This window comes from Flavobacterium sp. FlaQc-49 (assembly GCF_044005985.1).
Taxonomy (GTDB): domain Bacteria; phylum Bacteroidota; class Bacteroidia; order Flavobacteriales; family Flavobacteriaceae; genus Flavobacterium; species Flavobacterium cupriresistens.
Genome location: NZ_JBIPCS010000003.1, coordinates 556,936 through 583,401, shown reverse-complemented (window position 1 = coordinate 583,401; position 26,466 = coordinate 556,936). Strand labels below are relative to the sequence as shown.

Here is a 26,466-nt window from a genome sequence, read left to right as displayed (position 1 = left end):
GTAGCAGGTCTCGTTTTTTTATTAAAAAAGTTGTTGAAAATCACAAAATTACTTTCAAAGCAAATTTAAAAAATGATCTTAACTTCTACAAATTCGCTCTGATTTGTATATATTCGCAGCCTGAATTTATACAGCTTAGATGAAAATCCTCCGAATAGTACTCTTTTTAAGCCTCACAAGTCCCTTTTTGCAGGCTCAGAAAAAAACGGATCAACAAACCCTGACCTGGATACGGTACTATAATATCTTTCCTTTAACTGAAAAATGGTCCATTCATTCTGAACTAGACAATCGAAGTTTTGTCAATCCCATTCATGAGAATCTTTTTGTTGTCCGTGTACAGGGACGTTACAGAGCCAATAAAACAATCGATTTAGGCGGTGGATTTGCCTATTTTAATGTCAATACACAAGATCCGCGTATTGACCCTAATTTTTCGGTTCCGGAATACAGAGGCCAGCAGGATATTACTTTAATCAATGATATAGCGAAAATCACTTTCCACAATCGCTTTCAGATTGAGGAACGTTTTATGCAAAAAGCCAGCAGAACAGAATTACTGGATGATTTTTCTTTTTCGTGGCGATTCAGATACAGACTGCAATCTACTTTTACGCTTTGGGAAAAAGACAAACGCAATCTGAAAGGGACTATTTCAGACGAAATTTTACTCAATTACGGAGAAGACAATAAGAGAAATACGTTCGATCAAAATCGGATCTACGCTGCCTTACGTTATCATTTCAACCCCAACATCGGATTAGAATTGGGTTATATGAAAAGCTTTCAAAGACGTGCCAGCGGTGTTGATTTTTACGATCGGGATATTATTCGATTTACGGTTTATCATAAGATCAACCGCAAAACTAAAGCTTAATAGTTACATTTCTCTTTCTCTTCGCCCGCCTCTTTTTTCTTTAGCAGCAAAATTCCCAATTTTATAAGCTACAGAAAACATTAAATATCGTTTTAAAACAGTATTCTCTTCGTCGCGAATTGAGGTTGCAGAAATCGTCCTTGTAGCACTTTGGTTCTGATTTAAAACATCGTACACTTTTACTTTCAGGTACATTTTCTTATCGAAAAAACCATAGGACAAACTGGTATTCCAAAGGAAAAAATCTTTCTTGAAATCGTCCGAAATATTAGAATTATACGTGTATCCAAAGTCATTTCCAAAAATCAAATTGGCTGGCCAGTATGTCGTGGTCTGCAAATTAATTTTGTGAATTACATTTGAAGTAGCCTCTCTCGAATAGTTCTTATATTTTGTTTCATTATAAGACAAATCATAAGATGGCGCTATGGTAAGCAATTCTCCATATTCGTAACTTAAATATACTTTTGGTGTAACTCCAATTGATCTTGCTTCATACATCACCGCATTTGTAAATCCTTTATCAAAAGAATAGCTCGAGTTTAATGCTAACCCATATCGTAGCACACTGGCATCCTTTTTCACAGATTGATTCCAATTTGCGCCAACAGAAGTCGTGTACGTTCCCGAAATGTTTGCATAAGTAGTGTTTCGTTTACCACTGTTATCGTAAATCGAAGTAGTAACCACATCATTGTTATAATAATCTGTTTTAGCAAAAACACTGTACCCCGAACGCGTACGGAAATCAAAATTCCTAAAATTAATGCTCACACTGTTTTTCTCTATCGGATTCAGATTCGGATTTCCAACAATACTATTCAATGGATTAGACAGGTCTATAACCGGTAATAATTGCGTTGCCGTTGGAAGTGCGTTGGAATAATCGTATCTAAAAGTCAGATTTTTAGAACGACTAAATTTATATCTAAGCTGCAAATTCCCAAAAGGCAACACATATTTTTTGTTTAAATCGGTCGCTTTGTTTAAGTATAAGGAATGATTATCATAATCGATAATAGAAGTTTGAGAATTCAAATTAAGCGTAAATTTCCTCTTTTGCCAGGTGATTCCAAACTTAGGACTAATACTGTTCTGACGTGAAGAAATATAATTCGTTAAAGACAAATCTAAGTCCGAATACGAATCGGTACTTGCATTATAATTGAACGTATTTTTATCGTTTACGGTCTTTTCCCAATCAAAATCGGAACCAAATCTGATTCTTAAGGAGTCCGTTATCGGCTCTGTGTACTCCAAATCAACCGTGTAAGAATCCGTGATAACATTGTTCTTGCTATTCTGGTTTCGTTCGTCATTGGGTTTGTTGCCCTGATAAAAAACAGTTTCGGAACGGTTTAAAACATTCCCGTCACTCCTTGTATTATTATTGTTAAAAACCACACTGAAATTTCGCGCTTCTTTTTCGAAGGTTTTATTAAAATTGATACCGTTCGAAAAATTAGTGTTCTCATTTTTACTATTAGATTCTGAACTACTTTGATTTAAAGCCTGCCCATTTTCATCCTCAGAAAAACTGGTCGAATTCGAAGTATTGTCCGATTGGGTTAGATTTAATTTCGGCACAACAACAAGTCGCATCGTAGGACTGATTTTGTACTCCAATTCGAAATTAGCTTTGTTTCCCGTATTTTCATTTCTTGTAGTAACGTCAGACGCCGTCAAAATATTTCCTTTTGGCAAAAAACTAATCTGATTGGCTTTACTGTTGTTCGTAGTATTGGAGTTCGAGAAATTATAACTTCCCATTGCTGCTAATTCTTCAGACCAATCATCAGAATAGTTTATTCCGGCAAGATTAGATTGGGTAATTCCTTTACTGGTACTGGCGGAGCTGTTGTTGGCGTTTCTTCCGTTACTGTTTCTTCCTCCCCCCATATTATCAAATACATCATCCATCGAAAATCCGGTCGAATTAATATTATTCGAAGAAGCCAAAACACTTATTTTCTGTTTATTATTGAAAAAATTCATCATCAGACTACTTTCATAGCGCTCATCAGAACCGTATCCTCCTAGTATTTTCCCAAAGTAACCTTTGTTTTTTTTCTCATCAATTGTCAAATTAATACTCGAATAATCCGAAGTAGATTCTTGTTTTGACAATTCTTCTTTTTTGGTTTTAAAATCCGAAACCTGAACTTTTTTTATGATTTCTGCGGGCAAATTTTTCAAAGCAATAGCACCGTCTTTATCAAAAAAGGTTTTTCCGTTAACCAAAAACTGTGTTACTTCTCTTCCGTTGACGGTAACTTTCCCATCGTTATTTACATCAAAACCGGGTAATTGTTTTAGTAATGTTTCAACATTCGAATCCGGGCGGACTTTAAAAGAATTCGCATTAAACTCCAACGTATCTTTTTTAATGGTAATTGGAGGTGCCTCACTTTTCACTACTACATTATTAAGCGCATTTACACTTTCAAGCAAGTATATTTTTCCGAAGTCTTTGCTTTCCGTAAGTCCTTTATGTTCCTCTAAATAAGTTTGATACCCAATATAATTCACCTTTAAAAAAACAGGCTTATCATATTTCTTAATGTTCAGACTAAAGAAACCATTTTTATCGGTTGTAGTATATTCAATTACTGTAGAATCTCTAACGGTCGTAAAATAAACCGTTGCTAATTCTAAAGGCAACTGCGTATTGATGTCAATAACAGTTCCTTTCACAACAATATCATTCTGTGCATTAGCCGTATAACAGCAAAGCAAGAGCAAAACAAAAGAATATAATTTAATCATAAGGCTTTTAATTATAACAATAAGACTCTAAAAATACCAAAAGGTTTAGTTGCAATTGGGTACGTTTTTACTTCAAAACACAAAAAAGGGGAAATATGCCCCTGCAAAAACAGTCTTTCTCCTGACTTCTTTTACATCTAAATACAAAACCTTTGTTAACTGTAATTAAAGAAAATAAGGAGAATTCAGAAAATCCTGAAAAGAGCAGGACAGAAAAGTCAAAACTGATTAGAGTAAGCAATTTAAAACGCATTATCATGAAAAATATTTTTAAAGGTTCCTTAAGAGGATTTATATGTGAAGACTGTCTGGAGTCTATCTCTGACGTTGAAATTTTACTGTATCATCCGTACAGAAAAGAAACTGTTGCCGCTAATGCAAATCTAAAAGAAACATTCCGTTTTGTTTCTAAAGAAGAGGTAAAACAAAGAGAGCAATTACTTATCACCAGAAAAAAAACAGATGAGAATGGGAATTTTGAAATTGAATTGGACGAAAGATTTGTAGTTGGTGATTACGATATTGATTTTGTTTGTGGAACTGTACCGTTCAAATTTCCAAAACCAAAAAGAGATGAAATTATACAATTTCACCTTACTTCTATCTCAATGCAGTCTGAACTTGAAAAACAGGAAAAAGATCAAAATTACAGATGGAGGTATACTATAGCACATAAATGGTGGTGTTATATAAGAGGTCACTTTTTTGATGCCTGGACGATTTGTGGGCATTTGATGAACTGTGAAACAAATACGCCAATTGCCAACGCAGAAGTAATCGCAATGGATGCTGATCTTCTTACTGATGATACCTTAGGAACCGCAACAACAGATTCTCACGGACACTTTAGAATTGATTATTCTTCGGCCGACTTTAAAAAGACTTTTTTATCGCCGTGGTTCAACATAGAAACAGACCCCTCTTTTCTTTCTTTCAAAAGTGGTCCCGATGTTTATTTTAAAGCTGAACTGGGAGGCACAAAATTAGTTAAAGAGACCAAAGCCAATGCACGCAAAAATGTCGGATACTGTTTGTGTGTGACTTTATGCTCTGAAGTAAAGGTAACAGATCCCGGAGTTTCTTTCCCAAGTGCATGGGCAGGAATTGGATCTCAGTTCACTGCTTCTTACGGATTAGGTCCCAACGCCTTTGACGCTGAAGGTTTTGCCGGTTCAGGTAAACACGTCCTGCATTCCATCATCAGATTAACAGGTCAGGCGGCCTTAAAATCAATAGCCGGAAACCCAATCGAATACCGATTCAGAGTTAGTGATGTAACAGCTCTAAATAACACACCTCCTGTAGATAAAGACAACTTCACAAAAATTGTCGGCAAATTGGACAACAACCTATTTGTTCCGAGTACCGTTTCTAAACTATCCAGAAAAATCCCTATTTTATACCTTGATGATATTTTTGTCGACAGCGCTCAAAGTGATTTTGATTCAGATGGCTGGTTTGATGTCAATCATGCGATTGAGCGAACTTTGATTGCCAATGGTTTAACCCTAGCAGATTTAGATTTATATAATGTCATTGAAGAAGATACACTTATTTCTATCAATACAGCAGAATTAACCAATGCACCGAATGTACCGGACCTCTTTAGTGCCGGACAACCAATTCCTGCAGCAAACGATATTCTGATCGAGAAATTTGCCATTCGTTTTGAAATCAGAGAAGTAATTGATAAAGCTGCAAATAGTTTTGGAATAATTGAAGGCGATGGAAAAACGCTTAATTCTATTGTCATGAACAACAATCCGATCTATAGAAAATTGGCCATTAAAGAGCTTGAAGAAAGTACGCTTTGCAGTCCAATAAAAGGTACAATAAATGCCAAATACACGCTTTATCACCCGTATTTAGCTTCCGGTAGTTTGCATTTAAATAATAACAGTTATACTATAAACAGGTACATTTCTGATGGAGTAATAGACTCTGTATTACTAAAACGAATAAAAGACGAATCACCGCTCAACGCTCCACCGAATAATAACCTGACACGTTGTACCTATACGCTGAAACTGGCTTCTTCTACCAGAAAACATAATGGGGATGTTGACGACTCTGACGGAAGTCCAGCATTAGAACAACTTTTCTTCTATGATGAAAACCAACCGTAAAACATACTTTTACATTAAACTAAAAAAAGCAACCTTTCAAAGTTTGAAAGGTTGCTTTTTTTTGTCTTGTTTAAAAAGAAAATTCTATTTCTCTCTAATATAAATATCAATCGGAACTCCTGCGAAATCCCAATTTTCTCTAATCTTATTTTCAAGATATCTCTTGTATGGTTCTTTAACGTATTGTGGCATGTTAGCAAAAAACACAAACTGAGGTGTTAAAGTTGGTAATTGCATACAATATTTAATTTTCACATACTTTCCTTTTGTTGCCGGTGGTGGATAAGCCTCGATCACTTTCAACATATATTCGTTGAATTTTGACGTTGCAATTCTTTGTTTTCTGTTTTCAAAAACCTGAACTGTAGCTTCCAATGCCTTCAATAAACGTTGTTTCGTTAAAGCCGAAACGAACAAAATTGGCACATCTGTAAAAGGCATTAATTCTTTTTTGATTTTCTCTTCGTAATCTCTTGTCGACATAGTATCTTTTTCTACTAAATCCCATTTGTTTACCAAGATTACAACCCCTTTACGGTTTTTCTCTGCCAACCAGAAAATACTCTGATCCTGACCTTCAAATCCACGGGTGGCATCAATAACCAATATACAAATATCTGCATGCTCGATCGCACGAACCGAACGCATTACAGAATAAAATTCTAAATCTTCTTTAACTTTAGCTTTACGACGAATTCCCGCCGTATCTACCAAGTTGAATTCAAAACCAAAACGGTCAAATTTAGTATCAATCGCATCACGGGTTGTTCCTGCAATATCGGTTACGATATAACGATCCTGACCGATCAAAGCATTGATAAAACTAGATTTACCTGCGTTTGGACGTCCTACAACAGCAAAACGTGGTAATTCTTCGGTAACTTCAACTACTGGTTTCTCCGGAAATGCATCAATTAAAGCATCTAACAAATCTCCGGTTCCGCTTCCTGAAATACTGGCGAAAGTGAAATAATCTCCTAAACCAAGATTATAAAACTCAATCGCGTCTTTCTCACGCATAGCGTTATCAACCTTATTTACAGCCAATAAAACAGGCTTAGTTACTTTACGCAACAATTTAGCCACCGTTTCATCCATTGGTGTAATACCTTCCTCAACATCAACTACAAAAATAATAACATCAGCTTCATCGATAGCAAGCTCTACTTGTTTACGGATTTCACCTTCAAATACGTCATCACTTCCGCGAACGTATCCACCGGTATCAATTACAGAAAACTCTTTTCCGTTCCACTCGCTTTTACCGTAGTTTCTATCTCTGGTAACTCCAGAAACTGAATCTACAATAGCTTCTCTTCTTTGTATCAGCCTATTAAAAAGGGTTGATTTCCCTACATTAGGTCTTCCTACTATCGCAACAATGTTATTCATCTTTTTTTATTTTAGATCCCGGACTTTAGATTTTAGATTCCGGTTTCCCAAAATCACAACTCTTATAAATCCAAAATACTGTATTTTAATTTTTTGCAAAGGTAGTTAAAAAAGTGGCTAAGTCACTATCTAACTTTTTTGCTGTGGTTTTTGTTGTTTTTTTTTAGTTTCAGGTTTCACGTTAACGTTCCAAAACTTGAAACTTGAAACCTGAAACTAAAAAAACAAAATAATTTATTCTCTAAGGAGCTGATTCCTGCTATCCGTTTCAATCTTTTGTTCGCTAAAGAAGCTCACAAAAGGATTTCCACTACTATCAGGGCTAGTCCAAAATACACAAGAAATTCTCGTTTCACATTTCACAACCTCAAACCTCAAACCTGAAACAAAAAAAACTCCTTACTGATTATATCCAAATCGTTTCAACATATTCGCATTACTTCTCCAGTTTTTATTCACTTTAACATAAAGTTCAATGTGAATTTGTTTTCCGAAGAATTTCTCTAAATCGATACGGGAATCCATACCTACTTTTTTAAGAGCTGCTCCTTTATGTCCAATGATAATTCCTTTTTGTGTTTCGCGCTCCACCATAATTACCGAACGAATTCTGATGATTTTTTCATCTTCAAAAAATTCTTCTGTCACAATTTCAACTGCGTATGGAATCTCTTTACTGTAATTCAATAAGATTTTCTCACGGATGGTTTCGTTTACAAAGAAACGTTCCGGTTTGTCTGTCAATTGATCTTTTGGATAATAAGCAGGTGATTCCGGAAGCAACTCAATAATTCTCGAGAAAACTTCAGGTACATTAAAATTCTGCAAAGCCGAAATTGGGAAAATCTCCGCGTTTGGTACTTTTGCTGTCCAAAATGCTACTTGCTCTTCTAATTGTTCCTGATTTGAATTGTCAATTTTATTCAACAATAATAGAACCGGAATTTTAGCATGAATGATTTTATTAAAGAAAGCTTCGTCTTTTAAGTCCTGCTCCCCTATTTCGACCATATAAACCAGAATGTCTGCATCTTCAAAAGCTGACTTCACGAAGTTCATCATCGATTCCTGCATTTCATAAGCCGGTTTGATGATCCCTGGAGTATCCGATAATATAAGTTGAAAATCCTCACCATTTACGATTCCAAGAATACGATGGCGTGTTGTTTGTGCTTTTGATGTAATGATCGATAATCTTTCTCCAACAAAGGCATTCATCAATGTTGATTTTCCAACGTTTGGATTCCCGATGATGTTTACAAAACCTGCTTTATGTGACATTTGTGTATTATTTAATTTTATTCCGTACGGTTCGACCCAAAGGTCTTGGGTGCAAAGGTAGTCATATCAACTCAATACAGAAAATAAAACATTTTTTTAAGTTTTCGTTGGATTTCTCAAAAATCAGCGTATCTTTGCACCCGAAACAACGCGGGATAGAGCAGTAGGCAGCTCGTCGGGCTCATAACCCGAAGGTCACAGGTTCGAGTCCTGTTCCCGCTACTAGGTAAAGCTTCAGAGAAATCTGAGGCTTTTTTGTTTTTGCCATACTCATAAGGAAAATTCCAATATTTTTAAATTCCAAATTCCAACTTTTTGCGAATCCTTTTCTATCCAATAACGGAAACTATCAAAATAGAAAACTATTTAAAATCTAGTATTGAAAGATAATTTATTATAAAATCTAATTTTAAATTATAATCCAGAGGTCTTATATCCGCCGCGGCGGACACAGGTTCTAGTCCTGTTCCTGCTACTAAGTAAAGCTTCAGAGAAATCTGAGGCTTTTTTGTTTTTGCCATACTCATAGGGAAAATTCCAATATTTTTAAATTCCAAATTCCAACTTTTTGCGAACCCTTTTCTAGGATCAAGTCCGAAAGTTGTGGGGAAGTAAAAATCTCGAAGAGTCGCAAAATCGCAAAGTTTTAATGAAAAAACAGAAAAAACATTGAGACTCTATAATATTTTTAGAAATCCAAACCGAGAAAGTAGAAAGGTGGTACTTAAAAATAGGAAAAAAACTTAGCGGCTTGGCGTCTTTGCGAGATCGTCAAAGCGAGAAGTTGGAAAATTAGGCACTTAAAAAGCTCTGGCGAAAAAGTATATGATTTGCCACTTCTAACAAAAGAAATTTCTAAAAATTATTTCACAACTTTTGAACTTGATTCGAAATTACAGAACTACAAGATATTTGTTCCTCCACAATAATATGTCTTGATACCACAGATCCCAAATCTGTTCTAATAAATGAACTATGGATCAACACAAAACCATTCCAGATTCGGATATAATATCTGACAAAAATAATATTTACAGGATATTTTTTTATCTTTGAAATTCAGTCTTTTTAATCCGAATAGCTTTATCTTTGAGCCTTCGGAAAATCAAATTCGTTTATGGAACAGAAAATACATCAGGGAAGAAACGTAAAACGTTTTAGAGAAATGCTTAACATTAAACAGGAAGCATTAGCTTATGATCTGGGAGAAGACTGGAACCAGAAGAAAATTTCTTTACTGGAGCAGAAAGATGTTATTGAAGATAATCTGCTTAAACAAATCTCCGCAGTTTTAAAAATTCCTGTTGAAGCTTTTCAAAATTTTGATGAAGAGCAAGCGATAAATATTATTTCTAATACATTTTCAGATTTTAAAGATGGAGCTTCGGCAATTAATATTCAGCCTACATTTAGCCCTATAAAAGAAGTTTTAAAACTTCACGAAGAAAAAATTGCGTTATACGAACGTATGCTGAAAGAAAAAGATGAGATGATGCAGAGACTTGAAAAACTGCTCAACAAATAATTATAAGTAAAAAGCCTCAGAGAAATCTGAGGCTTTTTTGTTTTCAAAACTTTTATTCGTTGTGTTCACGAGCGAGACGCAAGCGCTAGTGAGGTGTATTGGTGGCAGTTTTTATTTCGTCCGTTTTGCTTCTATCTTATTTCCATTCTGTAATAAAAACAAATTTGAAATTTCTCCTTTTTCGTTCTTTTCAAACTGAATTTGTGCATCTACTACTTTATAGAAAAATAACATTTCACTTTCTACAAATATCGGGAACACATTTTGTCCTGTCAATTGTGAAAATAGTTGGTCTTTATCTAATGAAATTTTGATTTCAAAATCTTTTTCAACTTGATAAGTCCCAACAAACTTTTGAAGTTCTTCAGTTGTAATAATAACTTCTTTTCTGATTTTTTGCACAGGTAATGGTTTATTATATAGAATACTTCTAATTGCTTTTGAAGGAATTGTAACGTTGTTGTGATTTTGAAGTATTATTATTGTTTTATCATTTGTAATATGTCTATCGATAAAAGTTACATAACCGGGCCAACCACCATTATGGTTTGCAATTTTTCCAAAATCAGCATTTTCTTCAATTCCCCAACCAAAACCATAATTTCTTTTAGCTCCGTCTTTCAAAGTTGTTACTTCAAAAACTGCTTTCATTCCCTCTTTTGTGAGTAATTTATTGGTGTATAATGCTCTATCCCAAATCAGCAGATCCTTTACAGTTGAATTAACTGTTCCGTCTCCAACAATACCATCAAGCCAAATAACCATTTTAGTTTCTTTCAATTCATCTGGTAAAACATATTTTTTCAAACTATCTGAGTAAACATAACCAAAAGCATAATTGTCAATTTTCTTTGGCGATAATCTACGAGTGTACACAAAGGTATTTTTCATTTTCAACGGTTGGAAAATAGCTTTCTTTAGATAGTCAGCGTATGTCAAACCCGATACTTTCTCAATTATTGATGCCAATAGTGCATAGCCCGTGTTGCTATATTCCCATTTAGTATTTGGCTCAAATAATATTTTTGGCTGCTGTTTACTAAATATAGTAATTATGTCTTTGTTAGTAGCAATTTTAGATTTGTCAAATAAACTATCCATAAGCTGCATATAGTCTGGTAGACCTCCAGTATGATTTAATAAGTTTCTTACAGTTATACCTTTATAAAAAGAAAGTTCGGGTAAGTATTTTTTGATGTCATCGTCCAAATTCAACTTCCCTTTTTCTTTAAGTATCATTATCCCCATAGCTGTGAACTGCTTTGAACAAGATGCCAATTCAAAAATCGAATTTTCGTTCAATTTATCTTTTGTTGTTTCGTTTGCAAGTCCAAAACTATGGCTATATATAACTTTCCCTTTTTCTGCAATTAGAACATTTCCATTGATTTTCTCTTTTGAATAAAGGGAATTAAGTAAACTGTCAATTTTTTGAATTCTGTCTTGTCCAAATGTAAGATGTCCAATTAAAAGAAGTCCGATTGTAATTGTTAATTTCATTTTTTATTTCTTGTTAATTAATGTAGGTGAGAAGTCTCGCAAAATTGCCACCAAAGTATTTATATGTGTGATAAATTTTATATATTATTTATTTTCAAATATATAATATTTCCACTACAAACTATCAAAAGGATATTAAATTGGATTGATGCTTTTTAGCACTTATAGGAGTGGCTATACAAACAAAAAGCATAGAAAAAATTAAGATGCACATGCTAAAATATTGTAATAATCCGCTGCGCAAATGTCTTCGACTTTGCGCTTTTTAAAAAGTCTTAAAATCACAAACCTCTATAAAGTCTCTGACTTTAAAACAAATTTATACATTACTCTCTTTATACAATTAAATTAAAACAAACTGAATACAAATCTTATTTATCACCAAAACACAGAAAAAAGACAGTCATAAAGCTGTCTTTTCTTTAAACTCAAAAAACTTAAACTTCTAATCTTTTGGCTTGTGGATATGAGGTTTTAAATCCGGATGTTTTGGTTGATTTGGCGGAGCAACTCTCCTTCTTTCATCAGGTGTTCCATCAGGAGTTTTCGGCTTTGGCCCTGGCTTAATAGCTTCAATTTTTTCCATAATATATTTTTAAATTAAACAATAAACTCTTCAACCAAGAAGAGTACTAACAGCAAATAACATTAATAAATTCATAGCTTTATTATGGAAATCCATAATTACCTTATATTGCGGAGTTTCTTGCGAAGATTTCTCCTTCGTCGAAAGGACAATACTGGAGAAATTTCGTTAACGATACACTTTTATGAAATCTACGCAACCCTGTTGTGCGAAGTCTTCCTACTTCGTCCCCATAAACTAAGAACAATTTAGTAAAAGTCTCCAATAAGCTGCATAGCTATTTGAATAGCTCCTGGTACTAGACAAAAGCTTCGGAGAAATCTGAGACTTTTTGTTTTTAGTCATACTCAGAGGGTAAATTCCAATATTTTTAAATTCCAAATTCCAACTTTTTGTGAGCTCTTTTCCTGTTCAGAAGTTGAAACATAATTTCTAATAAGCCAAAAAGCTACGCAAAGTTCACAGGGACCTTTGCGTAGCTTTTCACGGGAATACTCCACAGAGCGAAGGTATTACCAAATTGTTATTCTGTCTTTCTTCGGCAAAAACATTTTATCTTTTGGTTGTACATTAAAGGCGTCGTAAAAAGGTGTCGTATTCATTAGGGGGCCATTAACACGCCAATTTGGTGGAGAATGTGGGTTATTGTTAATCAACAAACGCAGGGACTCGTCTTTCATTTTTACTCTCCATATTTTGGCTATAGAAATAAAGAAGCGTTGGTCTGGAGTAAAACCGTCAATTTTTGTATTTCCCTTTCCTTCTTCAGTCATTTTAAAAGCATCATAAGCAACTGCTATTCCGGCAATATCCGCCGTATTTTCACCAACTGTCATTTCGCCATTAACGTGTAGATTGCCTAAAACGGTATAGGTACTGTACAAATTGATAACCTGTTGCATTCTTGATTTAAACTTTGCATAATCCTCTTTTGTCCACCAGTTTTTTAAGTTTCCATCCTTGTCATATTGGGCACCTTGGTCATCAAAAGTATGGGTCATTTCGTGGCCTATAACCATTCCAATACCTCCATAGTTAAGCGCATCGTCTGCATTATTATCAAAATACGGGGGTTGTAAAATACCTGCAGGAAAAACAATTTCATTTGCAGTTGGGTTATTATAAGCCGCAACTGTTGGAACTGTAGTATACCATTCTGATTTACCGACTGGTTTGCCCAATTTTGCCAATTGAAATTGATAGGCAACTGTAGCAGCCGAAACTACATTCTCAAAATAGGTGTTCCTCGCTATCTGTACATTGCTATAATCTTTCCATTTGTCCGGATATCCTATTTTCTTAGTCATAGCTGCCAATTTTTCTTTGGCTTTTTGTTTTGTACTTTGACTCATCCACTCCAATTTATCAATTCTTTTGGCATACGCTTTTTGCAGATTATTCACCAGAATCAACATACGCTTTTTGGCATCTTCTGAAAAATATTTCTTTACATACAATTCGCCCAACGCGTCGCCTAAGTAATTATCAAGGACATTCGCCATTATTTCGCCACGTGATTTTTGAACAGCTTGACCGGAAAGTACTTTGGTATACTCAAATGAAGCATCTACAAAAGGCTTACTTAAATCATCTGCATATCTTTCCAGAGAATTTGCTTTCAAGTAAATTTTCCAATTCGTTATGGAAATGGTTTTTAAGAGCTTATTAAGGGCATCATAATAGACAGGTTGGCATACATTAATAGAATCGGTTTTGGCACCTAAATTATTTAAAAAAGTAGTCCAGCCTATGTTGGGATGTCTTTTTACAAGATCTGTCACAGCCATTTTATTATAATTTGCCTGCACGTCCCGAAGTTCAACTTTTGTTTTATGCGAAACGGCAAGTTGTTTGTCAATATCGTAAACCAAATTAGCATTCTTTATAGCCTCTTTGGCATTGCTGCCTGTTTGCTGAAATAATGCGGCAAGGTATTTTTTGTACGATTTCTGTATGGCAACAGTTGATGAATCTGATTTGAAATAATAGTCCTTATCAGGCAAACCGATACCCGTTTGGTAGACTTGGGCAATATTCATACTGCTGTTTTTATCATCGGGTAACACTCCGAAACCTATAATAGAAGAATTGTCCACTTTTACTTCATTAACCACAAAGTTCATTAAGGACGGTACATCGCTGATTGCTTCAATTTTGGCAAGTACGGGTTTGATAGGTGTATAACCACGTTTATCAATGGTTACAGTATCCATACCTGATGCATAAAAGTCTCCTACCTTTTGTGCTATACTTCCTGCCGGATTCTTGCTTTGCGAAATACTGTCCAATATTCCTTGCAAGCGCATTCGTTGTGGGTAATTCATAAACATACCAGCACCAACTCCGGCTTGAGATGCAGGTATTGGCACAGAATCATACCATTTGCCATTTACATATTTAAAAAAATCATCACCTGGTCGCAGTGTGGAATCTATTCCAGTGATCGCAACATTTTTTTTCCCTTGATGTTTTGAACACGATGTAAAAGCTAAGAATGCAATGAAGAGTAGTAATGAATTTTTCATGATTTAGATTATTTCTATTAAAATGAACGGAAAAACATTTGAAGACAGCTATTCTAAAGCGTATCTGTTTGGTATATACAATTTTAGCAGAACAATATACGAATTCAGTTTTTAATTTTAAAGTTTTTGTTGGAAGGCTTTCTGGTACTGAAATAAAGTCTTGGTGAAATCTAGGGATTTTTTGTTTTTAGCAATACTTATAGGGGAAAATTCCAACTTTTTAAATTCCAAATTCCAACTTTTTATGAGCTATTTTCCTATTCAGAAGTCGAAACATAATTTCTAATAAACCAAAAAGCTACGCAAAGTTCACAGGGACCTTTGCGTAGCTTTTCATGGGGACATTCTAGAGAACGAGGGTATTACCAAATTGTTATCCTGTCTTTCTTAGGCAAAAACATTTTATCTTTTGCCTGCACATTAAAGGCGTCGTAAAAAGGTGTCGTATTCATTAGAGGACCATTAACACGCCAATTTGGTGGAGAGTGTGGATTATTGTTAATCCACAAACGCAGGAACTCGTCTTTCATTTTTACTCTCCATATTTTGGCTATAGAAATAAAGAAGCGTTGGTCTGGAGTAAAACCGTCAATTTTTGTATTTCCTTTTCCTTCTTCGGTCATTTTAAAAGCATCATAGGCAACTGCTATTCCGGCAATATCCGCCGTATTTTCACCAACTGTCATTTCGCCATTAATATGTAGATCGCCTAAAACGGTATAGGTGCTGTACAAATTGATAACCTGTTGTATTCTTGATTTAAACTTTGCATAATCCTCTTTTGTCCACCAGTTTTTTAAGTTTCCATCCTTGTCATATTGTGCACCTTGATCATCAAAAGTATGGGTTATTTCGTGACCTATAACCATTCCGATACCTCCATAGTTAAGCGCGTCGTCTGCATTATTATCAAAATACGGGGGTTGTAAAATACCTGCAGGAAAAACAATTTCATTTGCAGTTGGGTTATTATAAGCCGTAACTGTTGGAACTGTAGTATACCATTCTGATTTATCGACTGGCTTGCCCAATTTTGCCAATTGAAATTGATAGGCAACTGTAGCAGCCGAAACTATATTCTCAAAATAGGTGTTCCTCGCTATCTGTACATTGCTATAATCTTTCCATTTGTCCGGATATCCTATTTTCTTAGTCATAGCTGCCAATTTTTCTTTGGCTTTTTGTTTTGTACTTTGACTCATCCACTCCAATTTATCAATTCTTTTGGCATACGCTTTTTGCAGATTATTCACCAGAATCAACATACGCTTTTTGGCATCTTCTGAAAAATATTTCTTTACATACAATTCGCCCAACGCTTCGCCTAAGTAATTGTCAAGGACATTCGCCATTATTTCGCCACGTGATTTTTGAACGGCTTGACCGGAAAGCACTTTGGTATACTCAAATGAGGCATCTACAAAAGGCTTACTTAAATCATCTGCATATCTTTCCAGAGAATTTGCCTTCAAGTAAATCTTCCAATTCGCAATGGGAATGGTTTTTAAGAGCTTATTAAGGGCATCATAATAGGCAGGTTGGCACACATTAATAGAATCGGCTTTGGCGCCTAAATTATTTAAAAAAGTAGTCCAGCCTATGTTGGGATGTCTTTTTACAAGATCTGTCACAGCCATTTTATTATAATTTGCCTGCACGTCCCGAAGTTCAACTTTTGTTTTATGCGAAACGGCAAGTTGTTTGTCAATATCGTAAACCAAATTAGCATTCTTTATAGCCTCTTTGGCATTGCTGCCTGTTTGCTGAAATAATGCGGCAAGGTATTTTTTGTACGATTTCTGTATGACAACAGTTGATGAATCTGATTTGAAATAATAGTCCTTGTCAGGCAAACCAATACCTGTTTGGTAGACTTGGGCAATATTCATACTGCTGTTTTTATCATCGGGCGACACTCCAAAACCTATAATAGAAGAATTGTCCACTTTTACTTCATTAACCACAAAGCTCATTAAGGACGGTACATCACTAATTGCTTCAATTTTGGCAAGTAGAGGTTTGATAGGGGTATAACCGCGTTTGTCAATGGTTACAGTATCCATACCTGATGCATAAAAGTCTCCTACCTTTTGTGCTATACTTCCTGCCGGATTCTTGCTTTGCGAAATACTGTCCAATATTCCTTGCAGGCGCATTCGTTGCGGGTAATTCATAAACATATATACACCAACTCCGGCTTGAGATGCTGGTATTGGTACAGAATCATACCATTTGCCATTTACATATTTAAAAAAATCATCACCTGGTCGCAATGTGGAATCTATTCCGGTGATCGCAATATTTTTTTTCCCTTGATGTTTTGAGCACGATGTAAAAGCTAAGAATGCAATGAAGAGTAGTAATGAATTTTTCATAATTTAGATTATTTCTATTAAAATGAACGGAAAAACATTTGAAGACAGCTATTCTAAAGCGTATCTGTTTGGTATATTTAATTTTAGCAGAACAATATACGAATTCAGTTTTTAATTTTAAAGTTTTTGTTGGAAGGCTTTCTGGTACTGAAATAAAGTCTTGGTGAAATCTAGGGATTTCTTGTTTTTAGCAATACTTATAGGGGAAAATTCCAACTTTTTAAATTCCAAATTCCAACTTTTTATGAGCCTTTTTTCTATTCAAAAGTAGAAACTATCAAAATAGAAAAAGCTATAAAATCCAAATTCCAACTAACGGATAACATAATTAACCAATTTACAAATCAGAAGATTATTATCCGACGTCTCTGACATCGATTTGAGTCTTATTCTCGCTACTAAAATAAAAGAATCCAAATAAATAAGTCTTATAAGTGATTTTAATCGAAATCTCCTTTATTTTTGCCAAATGTTAGAAATTCTTTACCAAGACGAATATATTATAGCAATCAATAAACCAAGTGGATTGTTGGTTCACAAATCATTTTATGCGCGCGATGCAAAAGTTTATGCTATTCAAGAATTGAGAAATCAAATAGGACAACATGTCTATCCTGTTCATCGGTTGGACCGAAAAACATCCGGTGTCTTGTTATTTGCTTTGGATAAAGAGGTCTTGAAAATTATGAATGATCGTTTTGCTACACGCGAAGTCGAAAAAAAATATTTAGCAATTTTACGTGGTTGGTCACCCGAAGAACTAACGATTGATTATGATCTAACCAATGATGATGACATTAAACAAAATGCAATAACATACTTTCGTCGTTTGCAAAATGCTGAAGTTGAGTTAGAGTTTAACAATAAACCAACGTCACGATATTGTTTGGTAGAAGCGATTCCTGAAACTGGACGTATGCATCAATTACGAAAACATTTCAAACATATTTTTCATCCCATTTTAGGAAGTCGTCCACATGGTTGTAACAAACAAAACAAATTATGGCTGGAGAATTATGACCTGAAAGAAATGATGCTTCATGCACATCAGTTAACTTTTACTCATCCGAAAAAAGAGGAACAACTAATCTTGAACGCAAAGATTAATGAAGAGTTTAGCAGAGTTGGCACTATTCTTAATCTGGATTTGAGTAAATACCAATAGAAATAGTCATTTGTAAATTCTACTATTTTAAATTCCAAATCCCAACTTAATTGATGGTTTGGATTGCAACCCCATACTGTTTAGAGTAAAAAATTCAACCTATTTTGTCTCTTGGCTATCGCTCGAATCTAAATTTTAAATTTTTATAGCTCTTTTTCCGTTCTAAAAGCAAAGGTTTGAGAAGAAATCGACAACTAAAGACTGGAATTAAAAGAGGACTTATTAAAAATCACAACAAAACACAGTAAGAATACTCCTTAAAAAATAACTATTTTAAATTTTATTGAAAATTATTTATTTTAATAACGAAAGAAAAAAACGCTCTTCCTCTCTTCCTAACACAAAAACAAACGATTATTAATCAAATAAATACACATTACTTAACTCTATCACTTTACGATTTCTTACTTTTTAATGCCTTGTTTTTAGAAAAACGAAAAAAATAAATTTTCAAAATCTCATTGTGTATTCCAAAAATAGTTGCATTTTTGCACTCGCAATAACAAAGCAGGCCCGTTCGTCTATCGGTTAGGACGCATGGTTTTCATCCATGTAAGAGCGGTTCGATTCCGCTACGGGCTACTAAAGACAAAGCTTCAGAGAAATCTGAAGCTTTTTTGTTATACACTGTTTTTAGACAAAATCAATTGATTCTTTTTGGATCAAGTTCAAAAGTTGTGGAGAAGCTAAATCTCGCAAAGTCGCAAAGTAAAAAGGTTACGCTCTCCGTTTATCCTTTTGACAAACTAGAAATCTTCTTCTTCTTTTTTACAGAAATTTTGAATCTAGTCTATTTTTTATTTTGCTACAGATTAAATGAATTAAAAAACCTTAATCAACTATACTAATTAAATCATGAAGATTAAAACTTTAAACACTGTTCCTTTTGTGATTGCTTACCTGATTTCCTTACCAATTGAAGGATTTATTTTGACCCTTTTAGGATTTAAAGCTCTAACTATTCCATTGCTTGTTTTTAATATTGCCTCTACCATTTTACTATTCCGTGCATTTACCGGCACATTGCATATTGATTTACAAAATGAAGCAGAAATAATTATAATACAATGGGACAAAAAGCCCTTATTTTCTAAAATGGAAAATCAAACGATTAAGCTATCGGATATAAAAAACTGGAAGTTTTACAGTGGTCGTATTGCCGATAGACTGAAAATATACTTTAATGACAATAGTTCTCTAAAAATAGATTTTAACAACATGATTGATTTCGGAGAAAATGGTAAAAACGCCGAGAAACTGTTGATTTTTTTAGACACAAAAAATAGTAAATAAGAGTAATCTGAATGTGAAACTGGTACTCAACAATCCTTTGTACTATTGTTTTTTATTCAACAAATCTGACCAATTTTTTAAAGTTATCAGATTAATTATTTACGAATTAGTAGTAGATTACAAGGAAAACAAAAGACTTTACGGACGTTTAGTTCAATCTGAAAAGCATAAAAACGAATATTTAGAAAAATTACTGAAAGAAAAATACTCTTTTAAAAGATATAGTGATTCCAAAAAGAATTAACTACTAAGTCAAAGCTTCGGAGAAAACTGAGGCTTTTTTTTGCACTAAACACAATTCTTATCTTAATTTTATTCTTTTGAAGTAGCGGAAACCTTTACCGGCAACTCCGATTATGTAAGTCCAAAATACTTCCTGAAAACAAAAAGTATCAGACGATATTTTTGACCTACCATTTCGCTTCTTACTCTTATTCAACACTTTACAAACCTAAGTCCACCCGTCCATAACTTTGAAACACCGTACCAGTAATTAAACCCTATATTTTTTTAATAACTGAGTTTGTATTCGTAAAGGTTTTTATAAATTTGCAAACTCAAATTTAACAGTTTTTACTACGCCGTTTTAGGCCGGGTAACCAACTATTATCTTTCATTTTATAATTTACACATTCGCAACCATGATATCCTTTTTTACTTTGAAGGCTACTCTAAAAATTAATCCATTCTTCTTGAAAAGTATACCGCTGCGGTCCTAAATTATTAGCCTCTAAAACAACAATAACCTACATATCTATGATTTACAAACAAACACAACAACAAATTACCCTAACTACTTTATTCAAAATTATACTAAAACCGTAATTAAATCCAATGTTTACAAAAAACAAACCCCAAATTTTATTTTTCATTCTTTTTAGCTTATTATTTTCCATTAATACATTTTCTCAAAAAAATATTTATGCCGGAATTGAAATCGGACGTCGTGCGATCAAAGTTTCCGTTTTAGAGATGAATAATATCAAAAAAGCAGAATACGATATTCTATACTTTTCGAATAACAGACTTAGTCTTGCCGATCATATTTCTGCAAACGGTGAGCTTACTCAGGACGACATCAACAAATCGATTAATATAATTGTTGACCAATTACAGAAAATAAAAACTGAATTTAAAATTCGCGAAGATCATATCTTTATCGTAGCGGCTCCCGTTTTCTCCGCTGCCCGCAACGTTGACGTCTTAAAAAATAAAATCAGTACGCTAACCGATAAAAATTTAGATATAATGAATGTTAGCGAAGAGGCTAAAGTATTAGTTAAAGGCGGTATTCCTCCTGCTAATTACTCTAGTGCTCTATTACTGGATATTGGCGCTCAGAGCACAAAAGGGGGATACATTGATGAGCTTGAAGACAACAAATTAGAGTTCATTCCTTTGGAACTTGATTTCGGTACGATGACTCTTACTGATGCCGTACAAAAAACGGTTGTAAATCAAAGTCAGGCTAATGATCTTTCGACATTTCAAGAAAAGTCGTTTGATTATAACACGGTACTGCGTAAGAAGATAAAAGAAATGCTTGATGCTAACCCTCTTTTACTAAAAAAAGATAAAATCTACTTATCGGGTGGCGCTGTCTGGGCTTTTGCAACTCTTTATTACAATGAAAACGTTAAAGATCATTATATTCCTTTGACCTTAGAAGACGTTATCAATTACGATGCTATTGTGAAGAATAATTTCAACAAACTTAATAGCCTTTCTAAAACCAATAAAGAAGCAGCCAGAGTTTTGAGTACCTATGACCAGAAATACCTTATCTCTGCAAACAACATACTATTGTCTTGTCTGGAAAGCATTCCAAGTTTAGAGACCAAAGAAGTGTACTTTGTGAAAGAAGGACAGGTAACCTGGCTTATCTCCTACATTGCAGATCGTTCTAAAAAAGTGAATACTAATTTTTAAGCAACTGCTTTACGGCATTACAAAGCCAATAAATCATAAAAGCCCGATCAGATTTGATCGGGCTTTCATTTTTCTTATTCTATTATTTTTTAATCTCGCTTAAGTGCTCTTGCAGCTTCTTTTTGCAAATCCTGATATTGTTCTTTTCCAACAGAGACACCAACACCCAATATCGTTCCTCCTTTGAAGGTTCCAGGGGTTTTGTACTCCTTACTTACAGCATCGCCACTATCAAAACCTACACAAAGTCCGTCTCCGGAAAGTGTAAATTTACCGGGTTGCGTTTTCATCGGTCCTGAAGCAACTTCTTTGTCATTGATGTATAATTTCATCTGACCGATTTGTTCTCCGTGTTCTCCTGTTTTTTCTCTGATAAACTCCATACCCAGTGTATATTTACCCGGCGCAAGTGTAGTCGAAGAAACAAATTTTTGTTCGGGTTGAATTCCTAAGAAATTGTATACATAATTTAATTTACCGTCTTTTATAAACAAGGTATGTCCACCAAAACGAGAACCGTGTGCAAAAATTACTCCTGAAGCCTTAGCGTCCTTAATTTCTACATCACCAACAATTTTAAAAGATCGCCCTCTTACGTTTACAGCCACCCCTTCCGGTACTGGAGCTGTTCCTGGATAGTACACGTATTTTTCACGTGGTGCTTCTTCAGAAGGTCTTTCTAATCCAATAATTTCAATTGCGGTTCTGTCATCCAGTGGCAGCACTAAGTTTTTATCTGCTTCGTCGAACCAGGCGTCAATTAATTCTTTTAATTTATCCGGATTTTTCTTTGCTAAATTAGTCGATTCAGAACGGTCAACATTGGTATTGTACAATTCCCATTCGTCTTTATCAAAATGCCCTTTACCGGTTAATGGTGCATGAAGCGCAACTGCTTTCCAGCCGTCTTTCCAGATGGCACGAGAACCTAACATAGCGTAATATTGAATGTGTTTTTCTGTAGCATCATCCGGTTTGGCTGCAAAACTGTATTTCATAGACACTCCGGAAAGTGGATACTGCCCCACCCCATTATGAACCTTTGGCATTTCAAGACCACAGATATCTAAAATAGTAGGAACAATATCTGTCGAATGGTGGTATTGATTACGCACTTCACCTCTAGCTTTTATTCCTTTTGGCCATGATATTACCAATGGATCAGCGGTTCCTCCTGCATATTCGCTGTAACGTTTAAACATTTTAAATGGAGTAGAAAATGCAGCCGCCCATCCTGTCGGATAATGCTCGTATGTATCAGGGCCACCTAATTTGTCCAGTAATTTTAAATTTTCAGCCAATTCATCCGGATATCCGTTAAAGAATTTATTTTCGTTTACAGAACCGTTTGGAGACCCTTCACCAGAAGCACCATTATCGGCTGCATAAATTACAACTGTGTTTTCTAACTGACCTGTTTTTTCCAGATAGTCGACTACTCTACCCACTTGAGCATCTGTATATTCAGAGAAACCAGCATATACTTCCGCTAATTTTGAGAATAATTTTTTCTCTTCCGGTTTTAATTTATCCCAAGGGCGTACATAATCGGCCTCGTTGGCAATATTTGGTGGTAAAAAGTTAAGATCCGTTAATTTAGTATCTTTTGGTAAAACACCTTTCGCAATCATACGAGGTAAAACCCATTTACGATACGATTCATATCCGTCATCAAACTTCCCTTTGTATTTATCAATATACTCTTGTGGAGCATGGTGTGGCGCGTGATTAGCTCCCGGACAGTACCATAAAAACCATGGTTTCGAAGGGTTCGTCGCTTTTTGATCTCTAATATATTCTATTGATTTATCCGCTAAATCTTTAGATAAATGATAACCTTCTTCCGGGCTGTAAGGCGCTTCGGTAAAATGATTATCTTCCACTAAATCAGGATACCATTGATTGGTTTCTCCTCCTAAAAATCCATAATAACGGTCAAAACCTAACTGAGTTGGCCATTGTTTACGACTCGCTCCTGAAGCTACATCCTGCTCCGGTACGTTATGATCTTTTCCGATCCAGAAAGTACTCCAGCCATTTTCCTGTAGAACTTGTCCAATTGTAGCACATTGTTCCGGAATACGTCCATGAGCTCCCGGAAATCCGTTAGCCGTTTCTGTAATAGCCGCATTACCGGTCAGGTGATGGTTTCTTCCTGTCAATAAAGTGGATCTTGTTGGCGAACATAAGGCTGTTGTGTGCCATTGGCTATAAATCAACCCATTATCTGCCAGTTTTTGCAAGGTCGGCATATTAATAGCTCCTCCATAAGGAGACCATGCCGCCATACCGGTATCGTCATATAAGACAAACAGTACATTCGGTGCTCCTTCGGGTGCCTTTTTTGGAGTATATGGCGCCCAGTCGGCTTTTGAATCTCTTACATCGAGTTTGATAACTCCTTTAAAATTTTCTTTTCTAACTTCTCTTGGATCTGATTGTGCGCGTGCTTTTTGAGAGAGAACAGCAAAAAAGCATACCATAATCAGTAAAAAAATGGGCTTGAGCATCGAATCTTGAATTGTCTTCATAGTTAATAAGGATTAAATTATTATATGTTTCTGAATTTAGAGATGCTGTTATCTTATGCATTTATGAGTAAAAAATTAGTTACTTTCTATCATTGAATTTTTCAAAAAAAATGAATCTATAGCAATTCTTTCAATTGATAAAAACTAAAAAATCTTCATAAAGAAAAGACCAAACATCCTAAAATATGGTATCCTTTCAAATTTCCTGATTTCATTTAAGTTTACCTCTTCAATTAGCTCTAATTTGGTTGCAAGTTATAAGATGAAACATGTTTTTTACTAAAAAATCCCAAACAACACTAGCGGTCAACTACTTTTATTATATTTTTTAAATTTCTTGCCACAAGAAGAAGATCATAAATACAACACTCTTTTTTGCTAAAAAAACGGCGTAAATTATTCCATTAATGAAGCTCCTTTTTAAGGAAAACACAATAAAGAAAAACGATTTTTAAAAACTAAAAAGAACTGTAAATGAAAATAACAGCTTTACTTACCATCCTGCTTTTAAGTTCATATGTCCATGCACAGGAAGAAAATAGCGAACAAAGTGAGAAAGGAAACCATCGCATTTCGTTAGGCCTTAGCCATGTAAATATAGCACAAGGCGTAAAAGATTCCGGATCAAAATGGCTATCGGTGCCTGCATGGTCTGTAGATTATGACTACTGGCTTTCTGACCAATGGGCAATTGGTCTACATACCGATATAATTGTAGAAAGTTTTGAAGTAAAAGCAAACTTATCAAGCGAAGAAGAAACCTTGGAACGAAGCTCTCCAATAGCACCTGCAGCGGTCGGCATTTATAAGGCCACGAAACACAGTAGCTTTCTTTTTGGCGTAGGGGCTGAATTTGCCAAAGAAGAAAATCTATTCTTAAACCGGATTGGGTATGAATGGGGCACAGAAATAAGTCCTAAATGGGAACTTGGACTTTCTGCCTGTTACGACTTCAGGTGGAATGCTTATGATAGTTTTTTAATTGGCATTAGTGTTTGTCGAAAATTCAAAACTAAAAAGTAAAAAACTTAAAGTTCTTTTTCCTGAAATAAAAACAAACCAGTAACAAACCGGCAATTTAAAATTTGAAAACAATGGTGAAAAACTGCATTTTAAAAATCTCAATTTTCTTATTTTTCTTTTTTCTAAGTCCTAAAATTTTTGCTCAGCATACTGATTTAGTTGATGATTCGCAAACTCAGATTTTAGCCGACACTACCCGAACTTACTTTATTCCTGATGCCACTCATAAAGGAATGAGGTGGTCCAGATTGCATAACAAATGGTTTTCTACCAAACTGGGATTTGCTCCTATTTTGGATTACAATACCAGTTTTCAAGATCAGGACAGTAAAAATCAGGTAGGGCCTCAGGAAAACAGATTTGATATTAGAAGTGCAAGAGTAATGCTCAGTGGGAAAATCAATTTCAGAAACCCCTGGAAATACTTAATTAGTGTCGAATACAAAGGATTTGACAGAGCTGAAGACGATCCGAATTTTGGAATTACGGATTTGAAATTTGTAATCCCGTTATCTGAAAATAGTGATATAACCGTTGGAAAAATAAAAGAAACCTTTGTGTACGAAATGGTTGGAGATGCTGCTAATCTCCCTCATTTTGAACGATTGCTTAATCCGTTTTTTAACAGTCGGAATATCGGAGTCATTTATCATCATTTTTTTATGAACAACAGATTAGCTGTTGCTGGTGGTGTTTTTAAAGACTTTATAGGCAATGATAAAAGTTTTTCAAATTCAAACAACACTTTTACCACCAGAATCACCGGACTCCCAATATGGAACAACAATGGAAAAGAGTTCATACACATTGGAGTTGGTGTTCGTTACGTTGATGCCAAAAATGATGTTATTCGTTTGAAAGGAAAAAATGAATCCAATATATCATCCAATTATGTTGACACCGGAAATCTAAATGCTTCGCATCAATGGAATATGAGCTTAGAACAACTTTGGAGCTTAGACAATTTTTCGGTACTAATGGAATATGCACATAACTGGACGGCAACAAAAGACTTTGGCACGGAACAATTTAGCGGTTATTATGTAACTGCCAGTTATGTTGTAAGCGGAGAACAAAGACCCTACGACCAAAAGGCAACTTATGCCCGAAGAATCAAACCAACAGGAAAATATGGTGCATGGGAAATTTTCACAAGGGTTGGGCAAAATGACTTAGAAACAAAAGAAGTCCATGGCGGAACAAACAATCGCTATGATTTAGGATTAAATTGGTGGGCAACCCAATACTGGAAAGCCGGAATGGTATATGGCATAGGTAATTTAGATAAAGGCGGAATCACCGGCATAACCAATAATTTTCAATTCCGACTACAATGGATTTATTGAAAATTTTATTCCTGAATTAGTTAGACAATACAGCTGAGCGGTTTAATAAAATTGGAAGTATAGCAGAATCCGTGTGGATTTTTAATTTTTTGATAGTATCATTTGATACTATCAGCATTATTTTCGGCGCCAAATCTTAATTCTAGAACCGCTATTTCTGAAATATAACAAATCACCTAAACCTTTTGATTTGAGCATTTTATCAACTTCAAATTTCCCACGAAGA

Annotated in this window: 16 protein-coding genes and 2 tRNA genes; 10 read left to right on the top strand and 8 right to left on the bottom strand. The window is 34.8% G+C overall.

Annotation, left to right across the window (positions count from 1 at the left end; genetic code table 11):
* Positions 1–139 precede the first annotated feature (139 nt).
* Positions 140–877, top strand: coding sequence for a DUF2490 domain-containing protein (locus tag ACHRV3_RS08900; protein ID WP_395433991.1), 738 nt, complete (start codon positions 140–142; stop codon positions 875–877).
* A 3-nt stretch (positions 878–880) separates the two neighbouring features.
* Here the strand turns inward: ACHRV3_RS08900 and ACHRV3_RS08895 are convergent, their stop codons facing one another.
* Entirely contained in the window at positions 881–3,643 is a 2,763-nt protein-coding gene (locus tag ACHRV3_RS08895; RefSeq protein WP_395433990.1) for an outer membrane beta-barrel protein, read from the bottom strand.
* 257 nt (positions 3,644–3,900) lie between these two features.
* On the opposite strand from ACHRV3_RS08895, the gene ACHRV3_RS08890 reads away from it, so the two are divergent.
* On the top strand, positions 3,901–5,769 hold the full coding sequence (locus ACHRV3_RS08890) for a hypothetical protein (RefSeq protein WP_395433989.1): 1,869 nt from the start codon (positions 3,901–3,903) through the stop codon (positions 5,767–5,769).
* An 84-nt stretch (positions 5,770–5,853) separates the two neighbouring features.
* Here ACHRV3_RS08890 and der read toward each other — a convergent pair whose 3' ends face one another.
* Positions 5,854–7,161 carry a ribosome biogenesis GTPase Der gene (gene der, locus ACHRV3_RS08885; RefSeq protein ID WP_047778006.1) on the bottom strand — a complete coding sequence of 436 codons (1,308 nt, stop codon included), beginning with the start codon at positions 7,159–7,161 and terminating at the stop codon, positions 5,854–5,856.
* A 399-nt stretch (positions 7,162–7,560) separates the two neighbouring features.
* Positions 7,561–8,442: a GTPase Era gene (gene era / locus ACHRV3_RS08880; RefSeq protein ID WP_047778007.1), complete on the bottom strand. Its 882-nt coding sequence runs from the start codon at positions 8,440–8,442 to the stop codon at positions 7,561–7,563.
* A gap of 149 nt (positions 8,443–8,591) precedes the next feature.
* Between era and ACHRV3_RS08875 the strand changes: the two genes are divergently transcribed.
* Positions 8,592–8,664, top strand: a tRNA-Met gene (locus ACHRV3_RS08875).
* 895 nt (positions 8,665–9,559) lie between these two features.
* On the top strand, positions 9,560–9,967 hold the full coding sequence (locus tag ACHRV3_RS08870) for an XRE family transcriptional regulator (protein ID WP_230004700.1): 408 nt from the start codon (positions 9,560–9,562) through the stop codon (positions 9,965–9,967).
* Positions 9,968–10,078: 111 nt separating this feature from the next.
* Here ACHRV3_RS08870 and ACHRV3_RS08865 read toward each other — a convergent pair whose 3' ends face one another.
* From ACHRV3_RS08865 to ACHRV3_RS08850, 4 genes are all read right to left on the bottom strand, one after another.
* Complete coding sequence (locus ACHRV3_RS08865; RefSeq protein ID WP_395433988.1) at positions 10,079–11,467, bottom strand: serine hydrolase; 1,389 nt, start codon at positions 11,465–11,467, stop codon at positions 10,079–10,081.
* 445 nt (positions 11,468–11,912) lie between these two features.
* A complete protein-coding gene (locus tag ACHRV3_RS08860) occupies positions 11,913–12,053 on the bottom strand; it encodes a hypothetical protein (RefSeq protein ID WP_395433987.1) in 141 nt (46 codons plus the stop codon).
* Between the two features lie 512 nt (positions 12,054–12,565).
* Positions 12,566–14,578, bottom strand: coding sequence for a M13 family metallopeptidase (locus ACHRV3_RS08855; protein WP_395433986.1), 2,013 nt, complete (start codon positions 14,576–14,578; stop codon positions 12,566–12,568).
* A gap of 362 nt (positions 14,579–14,940) precedes the next feature.
* Positions 14,941–16,953 carry a M13 family metallopeptidase gene (locus ACHRV3_RS08850; protein ID WP_395433985.1) on the bottom strand — a complete coding sequence of 671 codons (2,013 nt, stop codon included), beginning with the start codon at positions 16,951–16,953 and terminating at the stop codon, positions 14,941–14,943.
* Positions 16,954–17,422: 469 nt separating this feature from the next.
* Here ACHRV3_RS08850 and ACHRV3_RS08845 point away from each other — a divergent pair, with 469 nt between their 5' ends.
* From ACHRV3_RS08845 to ACHRV3_RS08830, 4 genes are all read left to right on the top strand, one after another.
* Positions 17,423–18,118, top strand: coding sequence for a pseudouridine synthase (locus ACHRV3_RS08845; RefSeq protein ID WP_395433984.1), 696 nt, complete (start codon positions 17,423–17,425; stop codon positions 18,116–18,118).
* Positions 18,119–18,628: 510 nt separating this feature from the next.
* Positions 18,629–18,700, top strand: a tRNA-Glu gene (locus tag ACHRV3_RS08840).
* Positions 18,701–18,973: 273 nt separating this feature from the next.
* The gene (locus ACHRV3_RS08835) at positions 18,974–19,411 is read left to right on the top strand and encodes a hypothetical protein (protein WP_395433983.1); all 438 of its coding nucleotides are present in this window, start codon (positions 18,974–18,976) and stop codon (positions 19,409–19,411) included.
* An 834-nt stretch (positions 19,412–20,245) separates the two neighbouring features.
* Entirely contained in the window at positions 20,246–21,340 is a 1,095-nt protein-coding gene (locus ACHRV3_RS08830; RefSeq protein WP_395433982.1) for an exopolyphosphatase, read from the top strand.
* An 89-nt stretch (positions 21,341–21,429) separates the two neighbouring features.
* Here ACHRV3_RS08830 and ACHRV3_RS08825 read toward each other — a convergent pair whose 3' ends face one another.
* Positions 21,430–23,871 (bottom strand): arylsulfatase, encoded by a 2,442-nt coding sequence (locus ACHRV3_RS08825; RefSeq protein ID WP_395433981.1) that lies wholly within the window; start codon positions 23,869–23,871, stop codon positions 21,430–21,432.
* Between the two features lie 474 nt (positions 23,872–24,345).
* On the opposite strand from ACHRV3_RS08825, the gene ACHRV3_RS08820 reads away from it, so the two are divergent.
* Together ACHRV3_RS08820 and ACHRV3_RS08815 are read left to right on the top strand one after the other, a co-directional pair.
* Entirely contained in the window at positions 24,346–24,894 is a 549-nt protein-coding gene (locus ACHRV3_RS08820; protein WP_395433980.1) for a hypothetical protein, read from the top strand.
* A gap of 71 nt (positions 24,895–24,965) precedes the next feature.
* A complete protein-coding gene (locus ACHRV3_RS08815; RefSeq protein ID WP_395433979.1) occupies positions 24,966–26,240 on the top strand; it encodes an OprO/OprP family phosphate-selective porin in 1,275 nt (424 codons plus the stop codon).
* Positions 26,241–26,466 lie beyond the last annotated feature (226 nt).